General features: G+C 53.2%; 12 protein-coding genes. 6 read left to right on the top strand and 6 right to left on the bottom strand.

Annotated features, from left to right (window positions below; all coding sequences use genetic code 11):
* Window positions 1-3 precede the first annotated feature (3 nt).
* Entirely contained in the window at window positions 4-786 is a 783-nt protein-coding gene (locus tag BN8_RS19840; protein WP_009283721.1) for a dolichyl-phosphate beta-glucosyltransferase, read from the bottom strand.
* Between the two features lie 225 nt (window positions 787-1,011).
* Between BN8_RS19840 and BN8_RS19835 the strand changes: the two genes are divergently transcribed.
* From BN8_RS19835 to BN8_RS19820, 4 genes are read left to right on the top strand one after another with little or no spacing between them, the layout of a single operon-like run.
* The gene (locus BN8_RS19835) at window positions 1,012-4,104 is read left to right on the top strand and encodes a protein precursor (protein WP_009283720.1); all 3,093 of its coding nucleotides are present in this window, start codon (window positions 1,012-1,014) and stop codon (window positions 4,102-4,104) included.
* Window positions 4,101-5,306 (top strand): hypothetical protein, encoded by a 1,206-nt coding sequence (locus BN8_RS19830; RefSeq protein WP_040006374.1) that lies wholly within the window; start codon window positions 4,101-4,103, stop codon window positions 5,304-5,306. Before BN8_RS19835 ends, BN8_RS19830 begins: the two co-directional genes overlap by 4 nt.
* 17 nt (window positions 5,307-5,323) lie before the next feature.
* Window positions 5,324-6,895, top strand: coding sequence for a cellulase family glycosylhydrolase (locus tag BN8_RS19825; protein ID WP_040006373.1), 1,572 nt, complete (start codon window positions 5,324-5,326; stop codon window positions 6,893-6,895).
* Window positions 6,896-6,919: 24 nt separating this feature from the next.
* Window positions 6,920-8,122 carry a glycosyltransferase gene (locus BN8_RS19820; RefSeq protein WP_009283717.1) on the top strand — a complete coding sequence of 401 codons (1,203 nt, stop codon included), beginning with the start codon at window positions 6,920-6,922 and terminating at the stop codon, window positions 8,120-8,122.
* Here BN8_RS19820 and BN8_RS19815 read toward each other — a convergent pair.
* The 3 genes from BN8_RS19815 to BN8_RS19805 form a co-directional block, all read right to left on the bottom strand.
* Window positions 8,040-9,308, bottom strand: coding sequence for an oligosaccharide flippase family protein (locus BN8_RS19815; RefSeq protein WP_009283716.1), 1,269 nt, complete (start codon window positions 9,306-9,308; stop codon window positions 8,040-8,042). The two genes, BN8_RS19820 and BN8_RS19815, sit on opposite strands and share 83 nt — an antisense overlap.
* Window positions 9,286-9,645, bottom strand: a complete 360-nt coding sequence (locus BN8_RS19810) for a hypothetical protein (RefSeq protein ID WP_009283715.1) — start codon at window positions 9,643-9,645, stop codon at window positions 9,286-9,288. The genes BN8_RS19815 and BN8_RS19810 overlap by 23 nt, the downstream gene beginning before the upstream one ends.
* A gap of 235 nt (window positions 9,646-9,880) precedes the next feature.
* Window positions 9,881-11,908, bottom strand: a complete 2,028-nt coding sequence (locus tag BN8_RS19805; protein ID WP_009283714.1) for a tetratricopeptide repeat protein — start codon at window positions 11,906-11,908, stop codon at window positions 9,881-9,883.
* A gap of 284 nt (window positions 11,909-12,192) precedes the next feature.
* On the opposite strand from BN8_RS19805, the gene BN8_RS19800 reads away from it, so the two are divergent.
* Together BN8_RS19800 and BN8_RS19795 are read left to right on the top strand one after the other, a co-directional pair.
* Window positions 12,193-14,244 (top strand): response regulator, encoded by a 2,052-nt coding sequence (locus BN8_RS19800; protein ID WP_009283713.1) that lies wholly within the window; start codon window positions 12,193-12,195, stop codon window positions 14,242-14,244.
* 1 nt (window position 14,245) lies between these two features.
* Window positions 14,246-14,944 carry a LytR/AlgR family response regulator transcription factor gene (locus tag BN8_RS19795; RefSeq protein ID WP_009283712.1) on the top strand — a complete coding sequence of 233 codons (699 nt, stop codon included), beginning with the start codon at window positions 14,246-14,248 and terminating at the stop codon, window positions 14,942-14,944.
* A 58-nt stretch (window positions 14,945-15,002) separates the two neighbouring features.
* Here the strand turns inward: BN8_RS19795 and BN8_RS19790 are convergent, their stop codons facing one another.
* Together BN8_RS19790 and BN8_RS19785 are read right to left on the bottom strand one after the other, a co-directional pair.
* The gene (locus tag BN8_RS19790; protein ID WP_009283711.1) at window positions 15,003-15,647 is read right to left on the bottom strand and encodes a response regulator; all 645 of its coding nucleotides are present in this window, start codon (window positions 15,645-15,647) and stop codon (window positions 15,003-15,005) included.
* Between the two features lie 10 nt (window positions 15,648-15,657).
* Window positions 15,658-18,771, bottom strand: coding sequence for a ligand-binding sensor domain-containing protein (locus BN8_RS19785; RefSeq protein ID WP_229368215.1), 3,114 nt, complete (start codon window positions 18,769-18,771; stop codon window positions 15,658-15,660).
* Window positions 18,772-18,785: the final 14 nt, after the last annotated feature.

Raw genomic sequence — 18,785 nt, 5'->3', positions numbered from 1 at the left:
GGATTAAACAGCCTGGGGAACCAGTTGAAGACGGAACTCCTGCAGCCGGGGACGAATCTGGTAGTGGAAATCGATGCGCAGCAGATGAACCGGAATTTTGTACAGATCACTGGCGCCAATTTTTGAATCTTCCATGTGAATCCAGCGACGCAGGGGAAATTCGTAGATCATGTTCATGGCTGGGTTCAGGCCGTAGTACTGCTTCATACGGAAGAACATCTCGACGTCGAACAGCCAGGCGCTCTGGAACTTCTCGCCAAACGCAACCGGTACCAGCGAGCGGTGGAAAATTTTAGCACCGCATTGCGTGTCGTAGAACGGCATCTGCAACAGCGTGCTGATGAGGGTAGCCATCGTCCGGCCGATGATGTGGCGTTTCAGGTTCCGGCTGATTTCGGCACCAAGCCGCTTCACCCGTGATCCGCAAACGATTTTCAGACTGTTATCGCGGGCCAGGGTTTCGGCCAGCTCGGTAAAGTCTTCCAGGCTTACTGACAGGTCAGCGTCCAGAAAACCGATGTAATTCAGGTTCGTGTTGTCGTACAGGTATTGTACCCCCTGCCGAACGGCTTCAGCCTTACCACCATTTCTGGGGCAGTCGAACACTGTAATCTGGTCAGGGTTGGTTTGGTGCAGGGATTCGAGGACCTCCAGCGTATTATCGCGGCTGCCGTCGTTGACGAAGCAGAGCTGGTAGTCTGGATTCTGGTTAGCGAAAGCGGTAAAAGCCTGGACGTTCAACCGATTAGCTTCATTGTAGCAGGGGATTACGATACCGAATTTCATGGAGTTAGATGGGCTAATGTTTTGTTTCTTCTGCGTTTTCGTTGAGACAAAGTTGGCTTCGTTTTGCCCGGTGTATGGCGAGTATTCGATGAACTGCGTAAACTGGCGGTTTTTTGGTAGTTTTTGTCTTGAGTTAATCAGGTCGCAGTTTTTGGTAACTTGCCGGCGCTACGTGGCTTAGCACTATTTTTGCACTACCTGATGGAGAATGGTGATACCTGACGAATGCCCAAATCAACCACATTAGTAAAGATTGCCTTATTGCTGGTTCTGTGTTTCCACGGCTCGGCGTTGTTCTTCACGCTCGATGGAACCTACGACGCATATGTGCATATCTTCTTTGCCGATCACTACGCCCGGTCGTGGTTCGAGCCCTGGGAGTATCGCTGGTATACGGGTTTTACCATCACAAGCTACCCGCCCCTGGCACATCAACTCATTGCCTTACTGTCTTTTATCGGTGGACTTAAATTCGGGTTTGCCATTGTGGTCCTGCTTGCCGTGAGCGGTTTCGTGCTGGGTATTTACCGGTTTTCACGCCTGTGGGTGTCGGAGCAGGCGGCTGGGTATGCCGCCTTGTTCGCGGTTTTTGCCTCCAGCATCGTTCAGACGATTCACATCTACGGCCAACTGCCAACCCTGTGCGGAATCGCCTGCCTCACCAACGTTCTGCCCGAGGTTTACACCTACGTTCGTACTCTCGAATGGCCACGGTTATTCCGGGCCTGGTCGCTGCTGGGGGTAACCGTAGCATCTCATCATGTTACCACTCTCTTCGGAATGGTATTCTTTATCGTACCAATGATTGGTGTGGCGCTGCTGGACGAAGTCGGGCCGAGTGGTAATTTGGTTAAGGTGGTTCAGCGGCTGATCGGGATTGTGTTCAAACGACTCAAATACCTGATCATTTTTGGCGTTGGGGTGGGCGTGCTGATGGTCACGATTATCTTTCCGTACTGGTACTGGTCGAAAACCGACCCGATTACGCAGGTGCCGATTCCGCACGGGTCACGCGATTCGTTCATCAACGTACCATCGTCGGGGTTGATGTTTTTCCTGATACCACTCGGCACTACGCTGCTGTTGCTGCCGTACGTATTCCGGCGGCTCTACATCCGTCGGAATCTGTTCATGGCGCTGTCGTTTTCCTTGCTGCTGCTGCTGGGAACGGGCGGCACAACCCCAATTCCGAAGAAGATTCTGGGGGCCAACGCATTTGATATTCTGACCCTCGATCGCTTTACGTTCTGGGCGTCGGTGCTGGCTATTCCGTTCGTGGGCGAACTGTTTCAGCGGTTACTGGAAGGCGACTGGCGGCAAACGCTGATCGAACGCGGGCAACGGTGGCGCTACCGGCTGCTGCTGGGAGGTCTGATTGCTGCGGTCAGTTTAACCACAGTGCTTATTGTCAATCTTGGCCGGATTCGTCCGCTGCAACCCAAACCCATCGACGTACAGCCAATTCTGAATTTTCTGGACCGCGACATGCACAGCCGCTGGCGGTTTCTGACGCTCGGCTTTGGCGACCAGATGGCCTGGCTCTCGGCGCAGACTACAGCCCTGTCCATCGACGGCAACTACCACTCGGCCCGTCGGGTGATCGAATTGACCGTAACACCCATCGAGCGGCTCGAAAACGCTAAATTCAAAGGTATTCAGGGGATTGGTTCCTTGCAGCAGTTTCTGACCGTACCGGAAAAATACCACCTCAAGTTTATTTTTTCGAACGACAAGTTCTATGACCCCATGCTGTATTTCGCCGGGTGGGAGCGCGTGCAGCGGCTGGAAAATGGTATTCTGGTCTGGCAGAAACAGGACGTACCGCCGTTGCCGTCGTTCCTGCCGAGCAAGGATATGCCGAAGTATCAGAAACTGATGTGGGGCATCCTGCCCCTGTCGGCGCTGGCCATGATGGTGATTGTCTGGGTATATACCTCGCTCCGAAGTCGCCTGTACCGATTCCCGGCGCAGACGTACCTTGCCGATCTGCTCCGGGAGCGCAAACGCGCCGGGAAATTGATACAGCAGCCGTATCTGATGAGTACGTTGTTGATCCGTATCCTGCCGGGCAAGCGGCTCATCTGGATAACCTGGCTGATGGGCGTGGTTGCGCTGCTGGCGGCTGTCTGGCTGAAGAACTCCGAGCCGTTTCCGCAGAAAACACCCGAGTCAACCTTAAAAGCGTATTACAACGCTCTTGATTTCAAATACTTCCGCGAAGCATACAACTACTTCGAGCCGACGATGAGCTTCGACGAATACATCCTGCAGCTCTCCGTTCGCGATGGCCTGGTGGCATCGTATAGTAAGCTCGATTCGATGGCTGTTCGCGTGAAAGAGCGAATCGGAAACCGGGTCAAGGCGGTCGTTACGCAGAAATACGTTACTCCGCTGGATGAATACATTGTCGAAACCCCACACGAACTGGTTGAGCGGGATGGCAAGTGGTGGATTATGCCGTCGGCCCCCCCGGCAGCCACGGCCCCCGATCAGTTTCTGATCAAAGGCGTACCGGCCATGCGGAATCAGGGTAAACGAACCGTAACGACGGCCACGACCCTGCACGAAGATATCATGGATCGCCCGGAGATGTACATCCTGTCGGCCAGTCTGGTGCGGTTTCAGGACCGTTACGTTGTTGTTGGTGAGCTACAAAACACCGACTACGTACCGGCTCACGTTACCATCGAAGCGCAATTGTTTGATCGGCGGGGGCGGATGCTGGTGAGCTACAACGCCAAATACACTACGTCGCACAAGGTCTTGCCCAAGGAAATTATTCCGTTCCGGGTTGATTTCGAGGAAACGGCCTGGGTTAAAGAAGACGACAAGAATCCCGGGCAGTTCAATCCCAATGAATTTACGGCGTTCAAATTTGAGCGTAAGCCAGTTACGTTCAAGGTCTTTGCGCGGGCGGTGGTGGCCGACAAAGACCTCTACCGCGATGCTGAAATTCAGCAGGTATCAGTATCAGATCAGCAACTCGCAACGGGGCAGATCAGCAACCAGGGTACGCTCGAAATCAGCGTGCCGCAGATCCTGATGGCGACTTACGACAGTGCCCAGCGCATTATATGGGTGGATCACCGGTTTTTGCAGGAAGGGGTTCGGCCGCAGCGGAAGGAGACGTTTGCGATGCCGCTGCCGGACCTTCAGCATATAGAACGTATTCAGGAAGGGCGATCGTCGCAGTTTTTCGTGAATGGACTGCCGCAGGAAACGTTCCGACCGCCGTATACCAACGCGGATCGATCGGAGTTGATTCCAACGTTGCACGGCTTTGTTCAGTTTGTGGTCAACTCATACATCGGGGAATGAAGCGATTCGCAAGATACGGTTGGCTGTGTGTGGCCCTGCTGACGGGTTGCGATGATCCTCCGCAGCAGGTGGCTGCGGGTTCGGTGACGCTGCTTGTACCCGATTCGGTGGTGGCCGGTCAGCCGCTGACAGTTCAGATCAAAACCCAGCGAATTAATCTGGGGGAATCAATAATGTTGTCCTGGCAGGGTGGATGGGGAACGCAGACAATGGCGCAGCCGGTGGATGGTGCCGCGTTGAACGTGGCTTTGCCGGTTGCCTGGACTGCCCGCTCGGGCGCTCAGGTGCTACGGGTCTGGCATCGGAATACCCTGGTAGGGACGCAAACGGTACGGGTTGTTCCCCAGCAAACCGCCCAGCCGTTGGACCTCTACCTCGGCGCCAAGTCGATTGTGGCCGATGGGCAGCATTGGTCTATGATTACGGCCATCCCGACGGATAGCCTGGGGAACCCCGTAAAAGCTACGACGCCGGTGCAGTTTCGGTTTCTGCGGCCGAATGGACAACGTGACGAACGAATGGCGCAGACGCACCATTTGGTAGCGTATCAGCGTATTACGGCGCAGACCAGTACGGGGAAAACTATTGTCGGGGTGCGGGCCGAGAACGTATCGGGTAAGGAGAAAGAATTGCTGGAGGTGCCCGGGTTTCCGGTCAATTTTACCATCCAGGCATCGAACTACACCCCGCTGGCTGACCAGCGTCAGAACTTTCGGGTGCGAACAAATGTGTTGACCGATTCCTACGGCAATGTGGTGTCGGACGGAACGTTGGTCCGGTTTCAGTGCCTGGACCCCAACAAAACCGTTCGCATCGTCAAGGGCTACACGCTACGGGGTGTGGCCGAAGTGTCGTTGGAAAACCCCGGCTATGAGGGCTCTATGCGTATAAGCGCGTCAGTTTTCGGGGCGGGAAAAAGTAACGTACTGACGCTTTCGTTTCCTGAGAATCTGAAGCGCATACCGGTGCAGGTTGATCAGAAACGACGCCTGCTACGGATAGGCCCACTGACCGAAAGCCTGGACCAGTTGGTACCGAATGGTACAGCGGTTACTGTCCAGATCGATGATCGGGACCCCCTGGCGATTGAAACGGTTGGCGGCTATGCAGAAGCGGACCTGACCGGTGTGACAACCGGACCGCACAGTGTCGAACTGACCGTTGGCGGCCGAAAGGTAGTGTTGATTATTAATGTAAAGTAATTTGGAACGAAGTGCCTGTGGTTATCAGTAAACCGTATTCACGAGTATTGATCGGGTCGTCGGGACTGGCGGTGGTGGCGCTGCTCGTCGCGGCTGTGGGACAATTTTGGGTATACGTCAACAGTGGTGCTAAGCGCGAAGAAGCCCTGAACCTGACCACCGTCATGCTCGAATCGCACACCCCTCGGGTGGTCTGGCTTCCCGACGATTCCGCAACGGGTCGGCCGATGGAAGATTTTACCCGGGAGCAAATCGTCGGCGATTACGTCCGGGCGTGGTACCAGTGGCAACTGAGCTACCTGGCGGGGAAGCCCATCGGCATGAAGGAATACTTTACCACCGACGCCCTACCGAAAGCGACGGCGTCCGTGACCGAACTGACGCAACAGGGCCACCGGCTGCACCAAACCGACGTGGATCATTACCTTCAACTGCATTTTTATTCCGCTGATGGCCAGATTGTTTCCTTTACGGACCACCACCTGTTGCTGAAGCAACGGCTGTATCGAACGGATACGCAGGAGAAATTGTATACGGACCAGTCGGTGGCTGATTATCAGGTCGTGATGCTGCTCGACGATGGCTACTGGCGGATCAAACATATGGTTCGGCAGGAAGCGGCCCCGTTACGTATCCCTCAGGTTGAGCCCACCGATCGCGCCCGATTTGTGCGAATGGAGGAAAACCAGTTTGTGGTCAATGGCCGGCCCTTCTTTCCAGCCGGGGTGAATTATTACCCACAGAAATCGCCCTGGTCGCTGTTCTGGAAGCAATACGACCCGAAGGTGATCAAGGCGGATTTTCGCCGGATTCGTGAGCTGGGTCTGAATACCGCACGGGTGTTTGTCAACTTCCATGACTTCGGCAAGGGCAAGGTACCTCCCGAACGGCTCGACCAGCTTGAAAACCTGCTCGATCTGGCCGACGACCAAAACCTGAAAGTACTTGTTACGCTGTTTGACTTCGTGGGCGATTACCGGCTGCTGAACCTGACCGCTACGGATCGCCAGCTCGAACAAATCCTGACCCGACTGAACAGGCACCCGGCGTTGCTGGCCTGGGACCTGAAAAACGAACCGGATCTGGACTTTAAGCACCACGATCCCGACGACGTAAAAGAATGGCTGAACTGGATCGCGGGCCGTGCCCGGCAGTTTGATCCCAATCACCTGATCACCATTGGCTGGGCGTATCCTGAAAATGCGCACCTGCTGGCCAATCAGGTAGATTTTGTGTCCTTTCACTCATACCGGTCGCTGGAGCAACTGGAACAGGGCATTGCCGATCTGCGACGGAAAGTACCGCAGAAGAAGCTCATGCTGGAAGAGTTCGGTCAGCCAACCTACCGGGGCGTGTGGGCGCCGTTCGGGAAGTCGGAAGCGGATCAGGAAAACTACGTCAGTCGGGTAAGGGATGTGTTGAAGCGAAACAGGAACATTCCGTATCTGCTCTGGACACTGTACGATTTCACCGAAGTACCTCCAGATATTGTCGGCAATAAGCCCTGGCAGCGGGAGCCGCAGAAACATTTTGGTATTCTACGCGCGGATGGCCAGCCGAAACCCGTAGTAAACGTCTTGAAACCGTAAACTTCTCCTTAAAACAACCACGCTATGTCACAACCGCTACGTGTCGCCATCGTCTCTACCTACCCACCGGGCAAGGGTACCCTGAATGAATACGGCTTTTATCTGGTGCAGCATTTTCGCCGGAACCCGGATGTCAAAGAGGTTATTCTGATTGCGGATAAACTCCCCGCTGGTCAGCACTATACCTTCGACGATGAGGGATGCCCCATTCGTGTCGAGGCCGTCTGGCAGTTCAACAACTGGTCGAACCCCGTCAATATCCTACAGGCCGTTCGGCGGACGAAGCCGGATGTGGTGTTGTTCAATATTCAGTTTCTGTTTTTCGGCGATCAGAAAATACCGGCCGCCCTGGGTCTACAGACGCCGTTTCTGGTCAAAAAAGCCGGCTATCCGTCCGTAGTTCTGCTGCATAACATTTTGGAGGAGGTGGATCTCGGAGCGGCCGGGATTACGAAAAACCCGGTCCTTTCGGCGGCTTACCAGTTTATTGGGTCCATGCTGACACGCTTCATCCTGAGCGCCGATCTGGTCACGGTAACGATCGCCAAGTACGTGCAGGTGCTGGAGAAAAAATACAATGCTAAAAACGTAGCCCTGGTGCCGCACGGTAGTTTTGAGTTGCCGCCCATGCCGGATTTTGCCTTGCCGCCCGGTCCGATGCAGGTCATGACGTTCGGCAAATTCGGTACGTATAAGCGCGTCGAAGCCATGATCGAAGCCGTTGAACTGGTTCGTAGCCGGACTACACTGGATATGGAAATTGTGATTGCGGGTACGGACAGCCCCAACAAAGCCGGTTATCTGGACGAGATGAAGCAGAAATACGCGCACGTACCGCAACTACGCTTTACGGGCTACGTGGCTGAAGAAGACGTGCCGCGCATTTTCGGGGAAAGCGCCGTGGTTGTGTTTCCGTATACCAGCACTACCGGTAGCTCGGGCGTGTTGCACCAGGCCGGTAGCTACGGGCGGGCGGCTATTCTGCCCAACATCGGCGACCTTGGCCAACTGGTGAAAGAAGAAGGTTACGATGGCGCATTTTTTGAGCCGGACAACGTCGAAAGCCTGGCCGATGCCATTCAGCGGGTGCTGGAAGATGACACGTACCGCCGGGAACTGGCTACCAACAACTATTTCGCGTCGGTTACGCTGCCGATGGCTGATATTGTAGACTGGTACTATCTGCATTTTGTGCGGCTGCTGAACGAGCGGAAAGCGCGACGATAGCGTGATACACAACCAGCGACAGAAACAGGACCAGCATGGCAACGACCTGACAATTGACCACCTGCGTAAAGGACTCATGCCAGATCAGGATCAAACCGATTTGCAGCATACCGGCCAGTACGGAAAGCAGGACGGGCGTCCGGCGGTCGAGCGAAAGGTGGTAATACACAAACACGTTGGCCAGGGCAAAGAAGGTCGTGGCCAGGGCATACCGCCACAGATACGGACTAACAGTTAGGTATTGATCGCCAAACAGAACAGTTACGATCAGGGTCGGCAGAACCAGACAGGCCAACACGACGAGGGCGGAAATAATTCCGACAATTCCAAGGCTACCCCAGAACAGATGAGTGGTGGGCAAGCCTTTCTGTTTTTGTTCAACCACTTTCGGAAACAGCACCATCACGACCGACCACGTTCCAAAATACACCACCCGACCGATCATCGACAGCGCCGTATACAGCCCGGCGTCGTGACCGTTGAAATAGTGTTTTACCAGCAAAACGTCGCTGTTGTTGATCAGGATCTGGCTAAGTTCGTACAGCAGCGTAGTGGCGAAAAACGCCCCGATCAGTTTTCGTTCGGAGGGTGTTGTTTCCTCGGCCGACTGGCGGGTCGCATTCGATTGGGCTAACACGTAGCAGGCTACCAGCGAAACCAGTAAGCCGACCGAAACGCCCATGCCGCCCCAGCCAAGGGCGATCAGACCCAGCCCTAACGCCAGCCGTACCCACATCTCAACCTGATACGTACCGGCTAATCGGCGGTAGTTCAGCTTACCTTGCAGCGAACCCCGTCCGACACTCATCGCGAAATATACAGGAATCGACAAGGCCAGGATAACCAGTGGTAGAGAAGACGATAACTGGAAGAATCGCTGAACGGCGCTACCTAACGCAATGAAGACTACCGCGAGCACCAGGCCGCTTCGCCAGGCCGCCTGCATCAAAAAAGCACGGGCGTCCGTAAATCGGGAGGCTGTCAACTGAAACGCCATCGCAACGAACGACAACGCCAGCAGCATGGTTACCAGCAGACTAACCTCGCCAAAGACCGCCGGGTTCACCAGCCGACCCGCGACCAGATTAAAGGCGTAGTTGCCGATGTTGACCAACAGGGCGCTGATCATCAGGATCGCGCCATCGCCCAGCAACTGGCCGTTCTTAAGCGTAAACTTCGTTTTCATGAACGACAGGCAGCGAAGGAATCAGGTTCAGAATCTGCGTGAATTTGGTCAGGTAGAAGATTTCGGCGGCTTCGGGGCTGGCGGGCATCACAACGCGGAGTGTGTGTTTTTTATGGCCTGTCGCCACCGCATTGACAGCAATCAGATCCGTTTTCACGACGTTGCTGAGGTCCAGCAGGATCGTTTCGGAGTACTCGAAGCTGCGCAGGGTTTCTTTTAGCCAAAGAGCATCCGTAGAGCACAGATGGCCGCTGAGCCGGAAAACATGGGTCAGGTTATTGTTGGATACGAATACGTCTTTCTCGACTTCCAGGTTACGTAGCATTTCCGTCTTCATAATGGCTTTGATTTATAGTCAAATGTCAGCCTTATATGGCCTTTTACGGGGCTTTTTCGATGAATGACAGAAATCGGCGGGTGTTTGAAAACTTTCCGGGGATTTTAGTTAGCTATTATCAATAAAACGTATCTACAGATGCTGGTACGCTCAGGGGTTGTTGGCGCGACTCCCAAAACAAAGGGCCACTGCAATGCTGCAGCGGCCCCGATCCAAGTAAACGGTAGGTAACGATTTATTTAACAATCACCCATCTTCCTTTTAATCCCGCTTCAGAGTACGAATAACCCGTAACGGAGGATGTAGCGATATTGCTTTTGAGGACGTATGCCATGATCTCTATATTTTTAGCCGGTCGGTAGCCGCTCTGAAACGACAGGCGGTACGTAGGCTGCCAGGCTTCCTGTTCAATGCGTTGCACCCCCCCCGCGAGCGCTACCTGATACAGCAGTTTCTGCTTGGGCATGGTCAGGTTTTCAATGTGAAAGAAACTCTCGACCGACATAAACTGCGAGGGGCTGAAGTAAACTTCCGGCCGTTGTTGAGCGAAACTCATCAACTGCACGTTGACACCCGCTTTGATGACCGGCGCGTATTTCAGGTCGTAGTACAGCGATGCGAAAAGTGATTTCTGCTGGTTATCGTCTGAATACAGGGTGTGGATGTACTGCGAGTAAAAGCCCAGTTTAAATGGCGTGGCCAGGTTGTAGGTACCAATCAGGTTGTGGTAGGTGATATTATAGCCAACGAGCCCTGCCGTAAAGTTCTGCGCATCGCGGTTGTAGCGAATATCGGCCATCTGGTAGCGGCCAATCTTAAACTCATTCGTGATGTTAACGTTCAGGTGGCTGACGGTGCTGTCTTTCTGCAACCGGATCAATCCGGCGTTTCCGGATACCGTCCAGAACGGAGCCAGCCGCGTCCGAAAACCAGCCGTCATGGTTTTAACATTGGCGTTTCTGCCTTCGCTGACCGTACCGACGTACCGTTCGCGGTAGCCCACGTTCACCCGGAAGTTGGTGTTCAGATCAAAGGCGGCATTCAGGCTGTAGTTCGTCGATACGTTGTTGCCGTTATCGCGGCTAACGAAAGCTTGTGTTGTTACGGTGGGTTTATGAGCCAGGTCGAGCCGCTGCATGAACCGCGTAGCGTCCAACTGGTTGGGGTAAAATTCCAGGGTCTTGCGAACGTAGCGGTAGGCTTCCGCATCGTTCCCTTCGGCGTGGCGGGCGTCAGCGTAGCCCAAATTACCGTCGAAGGAAGAGGGCTTCAGTTGCAGGGCCTGCTGGTACAATTCGGCTCCTTTCGCGTACTGCTTGTTCCAGACCGACAAGGTGGCGCGGGAAACCGTAACGTCCACGTTGTTGGGGTAGCGGCTGTCGAGGGAGTCCAGCAGGGCAAACGCCTGCCTGAACTTTTCGTTCCAGCCCAGCGCACTCACGCGACCCAGTTGCGCTTTTAACTGCGTTTCGGGATAGGCGTTGGCAGCCGCAATTGCCTGATTGGCGTAGGTAAGTGCCTGTTGCTTTTTCTTTTGCAGAAACGACAGATACGACAGACCTAAGTAAGCGTTCGGTTGGTTCTCCGGCTTTTCGACCAGCGTCTGGTAAACGCGCTGAGCGTCTGCATAACGCTCCTGCGTAACGAGGATCTGCGCCTTGGCGAAGAGGGCGTCTTTATCGTTAGCGAAGTCCTGTAAGATGGTTTCCAGCAACTGGGCGGCTTCACCATATTGTTGGTTTTTTGAGAGCTGGTCGGCTAAGCCGAGTTTGATGTATTTCCGGCTGATGCGGGCGCTGGCGTTACCGGCCTGCAGCAAATTCGCCCGCTCCACATACGTCAGGGCCTGACGGTAGCTGTGCAGGGATGAAAGGGCGTTGGCGTAGCCGAGGGTAGCTGCAAAGTTGGTAGGCTGCTGGGTCAGTAATTTTTCGTAGTAGGTTTTTGCTTCGGCGTACTGTTTCGCCCACATGAGCGATTCGGCCCAGTTCAGCCCAATTTCAAAATCGTCGGCGTAGCGCTGCTGGAGTTTCTGAAACACCTGTTGTGCCTCAGCAACATTACCCGACAGACCAATACCCCGGCCGTAGCACAGCAGGGCCGTACGGTTGGTCGAGTCTTTGGTGGTCAGATACGTTTTGAAGAATGAAGCGCCTTCGGCAAACTTGCCCGCTTCGAGCAGGTCGAAACCGGGTTTCAGTTCAGATTGTGCCCAGGTAAGCTGGCTCAGTAACAGGGTGAAGACAAGCAAAAGATTTTTCATGTCAATTGAGGCTGAAAGGATGAGTCAAAGGTACTTTGACGACCCGCCGGAAGGCTGGCTTTTTCGATGAACTGCTGGTTTCACCCGTTTTTTGGTAGGATTCTCCCCCGAAAAATAAATTGTTACTGAAATTGGCTAAATATAAATTAAAAATAAGCCTCAATAAAGCACCTCGCGTTTATTGTATGGTATTTTGACATTATTTTTATGCGATTAAGCAGGAGCTTGTAAAAGCAAGTAAATCAAATTGGCATTTTTGTCACTATTTCACTCACTTCTTGATAATGAATCGTAAAAAGCTTGATACGGAAGCTGTCTCGGCTGCGCAGGAGCAGACTGCCCGTATGCAGGCTGAGAAAATGCTGGAACAACGCACCAATGAGCTTTCTGTGCTCAAAGAGCAGTTGCTTCAGGTGAGTACCACCCTTGACCAACTGCGTAAAAGCGAAGAGAAGTACCGGGGGATCATGAATAACATGGATCTGGGTCTGCTTGAAGTAGACAACGACCAGATCATTGTTCGGGCCTACGACCGCTTCTGTCAGATGATTGGCTACCGCGAGGACGAACTGCTTGGGAAAAACGCCAGTGAGCTTTTTGTAAAACCGGGGAATGCCGATGTGCTTGAGAGACAGCAGGAAAAGCGGAAACACGGCCAGTCAAGTTCCTACGAATTACCCCTTTTGCATAAAAATGGACATACCGTCTGGGCGCTCGTCAGTGGCGTCCCGATCACGAATGAAAAAGGGCAGGTTGTTGGCTCAATCGGTATTCACTATAATCTCACGGAGCGCAAACAACTGGAACAGGAGCTGGAATCAGCCCGAAGTTTAGCCGAGGAGGCCCGGATCGCCGAGAATCAGTTTCTGGCCAACATGAGCCATGAGATGCGTACACCCCTCAATGCCATTATTGGCATGACCAATTTGCTGTACGATACATCCCCGTCTGTTCAGCAGCAGGAATACCTCGACATGTTAAGGTCATCGGCCGATTTTCTGCATGAGCTGGTTTCTGACCTGCTGGACATGGCTAAAATTGATTCCGCTCGGATTGACGTTCAACCCGAACCGTTCAACGTAGCTGGTTTGCTCGAGACCCTGGCGAACGAGTTCAGAGATAAGCTGGCGAAGTCGTCGGTTAGCTTTGAGCTTGCTATTGGCAATGGGCTTTCGGATAGCTTCGTCGGTGATAGTTCCCTATTACGCCGTATCCTGTATACCCTGCTGAGCAATGCCGAAAAGTTTACCGAAGCCGGGCTAATCCGGCTTTCGGCCAGGTTGCAAAAGCAGGAAGGCAATAAAGCCTGGATCGAGTTTGACGTTGCGGATACCGGAATGGGTATCCCGGACGACAAACGGGAACAGATTTTTGAGAAGTTTCAGCAAATCAGCCACCTCGGTCAAAAACAGAAGGGGGTAGGTATTGGCCTGACCATTGCCAAACGACTGGTCGACTTGCAGGGGGGGCAGATCAGCGTGCAGAGCGCTGTAGGGCAGGGTAGTGTATTCACCATTTCGCTGCCGTATGTGAAGCGTAAAGCGAGCAGTCAGCCCGGTACCCCAGAATCGGCCGCCCTCGTTAGTCAAATGAACGTACTGGTGGTAGAAGATAATCTGATGAACCAGCGGTACGTCAGCGCATTGCTGACGAAGTGGGGGGTAACGTACCAGATAGCGAGGAATGGTCGGGAAGCGGTAGACGTGACCCAGCGGTCGAGGTTTGATCTCATTCTGATGGACATTCAGATGCCCGTTCTGGATGGGTACGAAGCCGCCAGGTCAATCCGAACAAAGCCCAATCCAAACCAGCAGGTTCCCATCGTGGCGTTATCAGCTTCGGCCATGCTGGACCATCAGGAAAGCTTGCACGCAGCCGGTATGAATGAGTTCCTTGGTAAACCGTTCTACCCGGCAACCCTCCTGGAGCTGCTTCAGAAATACGCGTCGGCTAAAATCGTGCCGACTACAACTGTCATCGACCTGACAGTGCTGGATCAGCAGCAGCTCACCAACCTCTACGGCGACGATATGGAGTATGCGGCCGATATGTTTCAGACATTTCTGGAACAGATTCTGCCGGAGTTCGACGCCTTTGAGCCACTTATTCGTGAGCAGCAATGGGCCGAGGTTCGCCAGCTGGCCCATAAGTTAAAGCCTACGCTGCGGATGGTGGGCCTGCCGAAGCTCGAAAAGGTTATGGCACGTTTGGAAGAAATGGCGTCTGGTGACCCGGATGTTATTGATATTCAGAATCTTTGGCAGGGCTTTTGCGCCGAACTGACAAATAAGAAACCTCTGATTGAGGCACAATGGCAACACTATCTTACCAGTTAGTATGATACTTAAATGCATCATTGTCGACGACGAGCTTATGGCCCGAAAGTCGCTTCAAAGGCTTTGTGAGCAACACGAATCGCTGGAATTGCTAGCGGTCTGTGAAAATGCGACCGAAGCGCTCAAGGTGTTGGCAGAACAGGAAGTAGACCTGATCTGGCTGGATGTCGAGATGCCGGGGTTATCCGGTTTTGAGCTGCTGGAGCGGCTCCCCGCAACTCCGCAGGTCGTTTTAACGACAACCAAGACGGAGTATGCGTTTGATGCATTCCAGTATCAGGTCGCTGATTATCTGAAAAAACCCATTGCCATTCCCCGGTTCAAGCTGGCCGTCGAAAAAGTGCTGGAACTGAGCAACCGGAGCAAAACCATTCAGGCTACCGCCAACCATCGGAAAGATATATACGTCAAGACAGACGGCCGTTATATACGTATCCCCTACGAAACGATTTCGTACATTGAGAATATGGGTGATTACGTAAAAATTATTACGAATCAGCAGACATTCGTAGTGTATACGACCATGAAATCGCTGGAGGAAAAGCTGGGACGAGAGTTTCTCCGGGTGCATCGTTCATACATCGTGCACCTGGACAAAATTGTTGATATTGAGGAGAACAACCTGGTGATTGCCAATAAAGTAGTTCCGATTAGCCGGGCAAACAAAGCCGAATTGATGAATCGCCTGAATCTGTTGTAGAACGTAGCAGTACAGTCTGAAAGCGGTTGCTCTCTGTTACGAACGTACAGCCCGTAGATCACAGGCCCTGTTCATTGGCAAACCGGATCAATTCGGCGAGGCTGTTGATATTGAGTTTGTAATAAATGTTCTTTCGGTGGGTCTTCACCGTTTCGTCGGACAGAAACAGGCGCTGGGCAATCTCAGCCGTTGTCAGACCGTTTTTCAGCAGAACGATCACTTCCAGCTCCCGGGGCGAAAGCTTGAACCGCTTGACAAAATCATCCTCCAGGTGCAGATCACCCGCTTTACCGCCTAATCGAATATCAAAGTAAGTGCCGCCCTGCATGACATGATCCAGGCAGGAAATCAACTCCTGCTGCGATGCGCTTTTCAGCAGATAGCCGGCTACGCCGATTGCCTTTAGTTCGTCCACGAATTTCTGGTAGCTGTACATCGAAACGATAACCACCCGAACGTTGGCAAACTCCCGAACCACCTCCCGCGCAATGTCAAGCCCGGTACGTTGCGGCAGGTTGATATCCAGCAGCACGACATCCGGCCGCCAGGTATGAATGGCGGGGATTACGTCTGAGCCGGTGTAAACCTGCTCAACAACCCTGAACGGAGTTCCGTCGAAGGTAAGCAGGTTGCGCAGACCTTCGTTAAACAATTGATGATCGTCAGCAATGAGAACAGTAGTCGGCTTGATACCGGAAATCATGGTTCAGGAATTAATACGGCACCTCTAAGGTGATGGTCGTGCCTGCCTCGCCGGAATCGACTGCCAGTTTCGACTTCAGATAGGCAACTCGGGAGCGGATATTACGCAGGCCAATCCCAAACTGTTCGTTCTGAGCCGTAATTGCGTAACCCCGACCATCATCTTCGACTAATAAAGATACGTATTGAGGATAGAAAATCAATTGTATTGTGATCTGAGTCGCGCCCGCGTGTTTGATTGCGTTGTTAATAAGCTCAACTGCAATGCGATAGATAGTCAGCTCGGTTTCGTGATCAAGCCGTCGTTCCTGGCCGAAAGAGATAAACAGAAAGCGGATGTCGGAACCCGCTTCGGCCCGTCTGACGATCTCCCGGATGGCTTCGACCAGCCCGAGCCTGACAAACTCGGGTGGCATGAGGTGATGAGAGATGTGGCGCAGGTCAATGATGGCTTTCTTCATTAATTGAATCGGCCCTTCCAATCCTTCATGGGTTCGATGAAGCGTTTGCAACTGTCCTTTAATAACCGATAATGTTGCCCCTAAATCGTCGTGCAGATCGGCCGCCAGCCGTTGACGTTCTTCCTCCTGTGCCTGTAGTACGCGCTTCAGATTAGTCCGCTGCCGACGTAGCCGGGCCCTGGTGTACAGCCGAACCGACGCGATAGCCAGCAGCACGAAACATAGACCCGCCAGCAGTCTGAACCAGGTGGTTTGCCACCAGGGTGGGTGGATGATAACCTGCAGGGCCACACCTTTGTCGTTCCAGACACCATCGTTGTTTGAACCCCTGACCCGAAATACGTACGTACCGGAAGCCAGATTGGTGTAGCTGACGTACCGGCGCGAACCGCTATGCACCCAGTCTGGTTCAAGCCCGTCCAGTTTGTAGGCGTATTGATTTTTGGCCGGGTTGGTGTAATCCATCGCGGCAAACTCAAAGGAAAGGAAGTTCTGGTCGTAGGTCAGTTCGATGGTGTCGGTGCCTGTTTTGCCGGTCAGGGGGGTATCAAATAGCTTGATCTGGGTTATGGCCAGTGGCGGAACATGCCGGTTGATGGTCAGTTGGCGAGGGTTGAATACGGTGAAGCCGTTATTGCCACCAAAGTACAATGTACCATCTTTCGCTTTGCAATGAGCGTGTCGAAAGCCATTGCTTTGCAGCCCGTCGTTGACATCGTAATTGGAAAAGGTGGTGCGATTCGCCGAAAACCGGGAAAGTCCTTTCGTGGTGGCCAGCCAGAGATTACCCTGATTATCCTCTGTGATCGAAAAGATGGTATTGTCGGCCAGCCCGTTGGCTTGCGTAAAGGCCTGAAATGTTTCCGTCCGGTAGTCGAACCGGCACAGGCCGCCACCCAGGGTACCGAACCATAAATTTCCTTTCGAATCCTGAGTGATGCAGGGAACGCCATCCGACGTAATGCTGCCGGGCTTGTGTCGATCGGGTCGGTAGTAAGTGAAACGACCCGTCTTGCGGTCTAACCGATTCAACGCAACGCTCCCTGTACCGATCCACAAGTTGCCCCGGTCGTCTTCCAGTATAGACGTAGCATGGGCATCGCTGATTCCGTTTTTTTGCTGAGGGGCGTAGTAAACGACCTGACCTGTTTTAGGATTAAAACTCTTCAGGCCGTAGGTCGTACCCAGCCAGAGCAGGCCCTGCCGATCTTCATACAGCGTTAGAATTGCTGCCTGGCCACTCAACCCCGGATACCGCTTTGTTTGTCGTGATAAACAGGTAAACGTTCCAGCTTTCGGGTCGAAGAGGGCCAGTTCGCCCCCGCTGGCCACCCACAAGTTTCCCTCTCGATCTTCGAGCATGGCCTCAACATTCCAATTGGGCAGACTCGTTGGATCAATGGGGCTGTGGCGATACTGCACGAATTGACCGGTTCGCTGATCCAGCCGGTTCAACGCAAAACCGGTTCCAATCCAGACGGTACCCGATCGGTCTTCCAGAATGGTCTGAACAAATTCGTTATGCAACGACCGCGTATCATAGGGTAGGGGTTCGTAGTGCTGGAACGGCTCGGTGAGATTGACAATGTCGATTCCTTTGCCGTACGTACCAACCCATAACAAACCGGACCGGTCGACCAGTAAAGACAGCACACAATCGCTGCTTAGACCGGATCGATCAACCGGGTTATGGCGAATGCGGTCGAATTGCATGCGTTTTGTGTCGAACCGAAACAGACCCTCGCTGGCGCAGCCTAACCAGAGATTCCCCTGCTGGTCTTCCGCGAAGTGGCGGAAATGCCTGTTGATGGATGCTTTGTTTACCTGCGGAGGGGGCTGCCTATACGGGAAAATCGTGAAGGTCTCCCTTTTTCGATCAAACCGGTTTATTCCATTTTCAGTGCTTACCCAAAGCGTACCGGCTCGATCCTCATAGGCTTCCCACACTTTATCGTGGCTTAAGCTACCCGGTTTGGTTGAGTCGTGGCGGTACGTAGTAAAACTGACTTGCGGGGGCTTACCCTGGCCGTTCGTCCTTACCTGCATTCGATACAGGCCACGGTCACTGCATAGCCATATGTACCCTGTTTTATCGCGGTAGATCGTATTGATAATCGGAGTGATGGGTTTACCCTCAGCCGACGGCTCAGACAGCAGAGACGCATAGTTGATGCGGGAATAGGTGCCGGTTTTTTTATCAAATCGCCGAAGTTCGGCTTGTCCGTTGGTAACCCAGATAAACCCTTCCTGGTCTTCGCAAAGCGAATTGATGCTGCCCTGGCGAAGCGTAAGCGGGGTTGGTGGATAGCAGGTAAATGTTTCCGTCCGACGATCGAACTTACACATACCCTGGCCCATCATACCGATCCATAAATTACCATCCCGGTCTTCCATCAGTTGGGGCAACGAGTTCCCGGCAAGTGAGGTGGTATCGCCCGGAATCTTTTTGTACGTGACCAGCGTATAGCCGTCGTATTTATAGAGACCATTGTCGGTAGCAAACCATAGATACCCGTAGCTATCCTGGAGCATAGCATAGATTAAATGATTGGAAAGGCCCTGGTTAACCGTGAGGTGTTCAAACCGGAGCTGAGTAGGCTGGGCTTTTCCTGATGCAGCAACGACAAGCAGCAACCACAGCGCTATCCACCACGTGCGAATCATGAGATACGGGAAAG

The sequence above is a fragment of the Fibrisoma limi BUZ 3 genome (genome assembly GCF_000296815.2).
GTDB lineage: Bacteria > Bacteroidota > Bacteroidia > Cytophagales > Spirosomataceae > Fibrisoma > Fibrisoma limi.
This window is presented reverse-complemented; position numbering and strand designations above follow the sequence as displayed.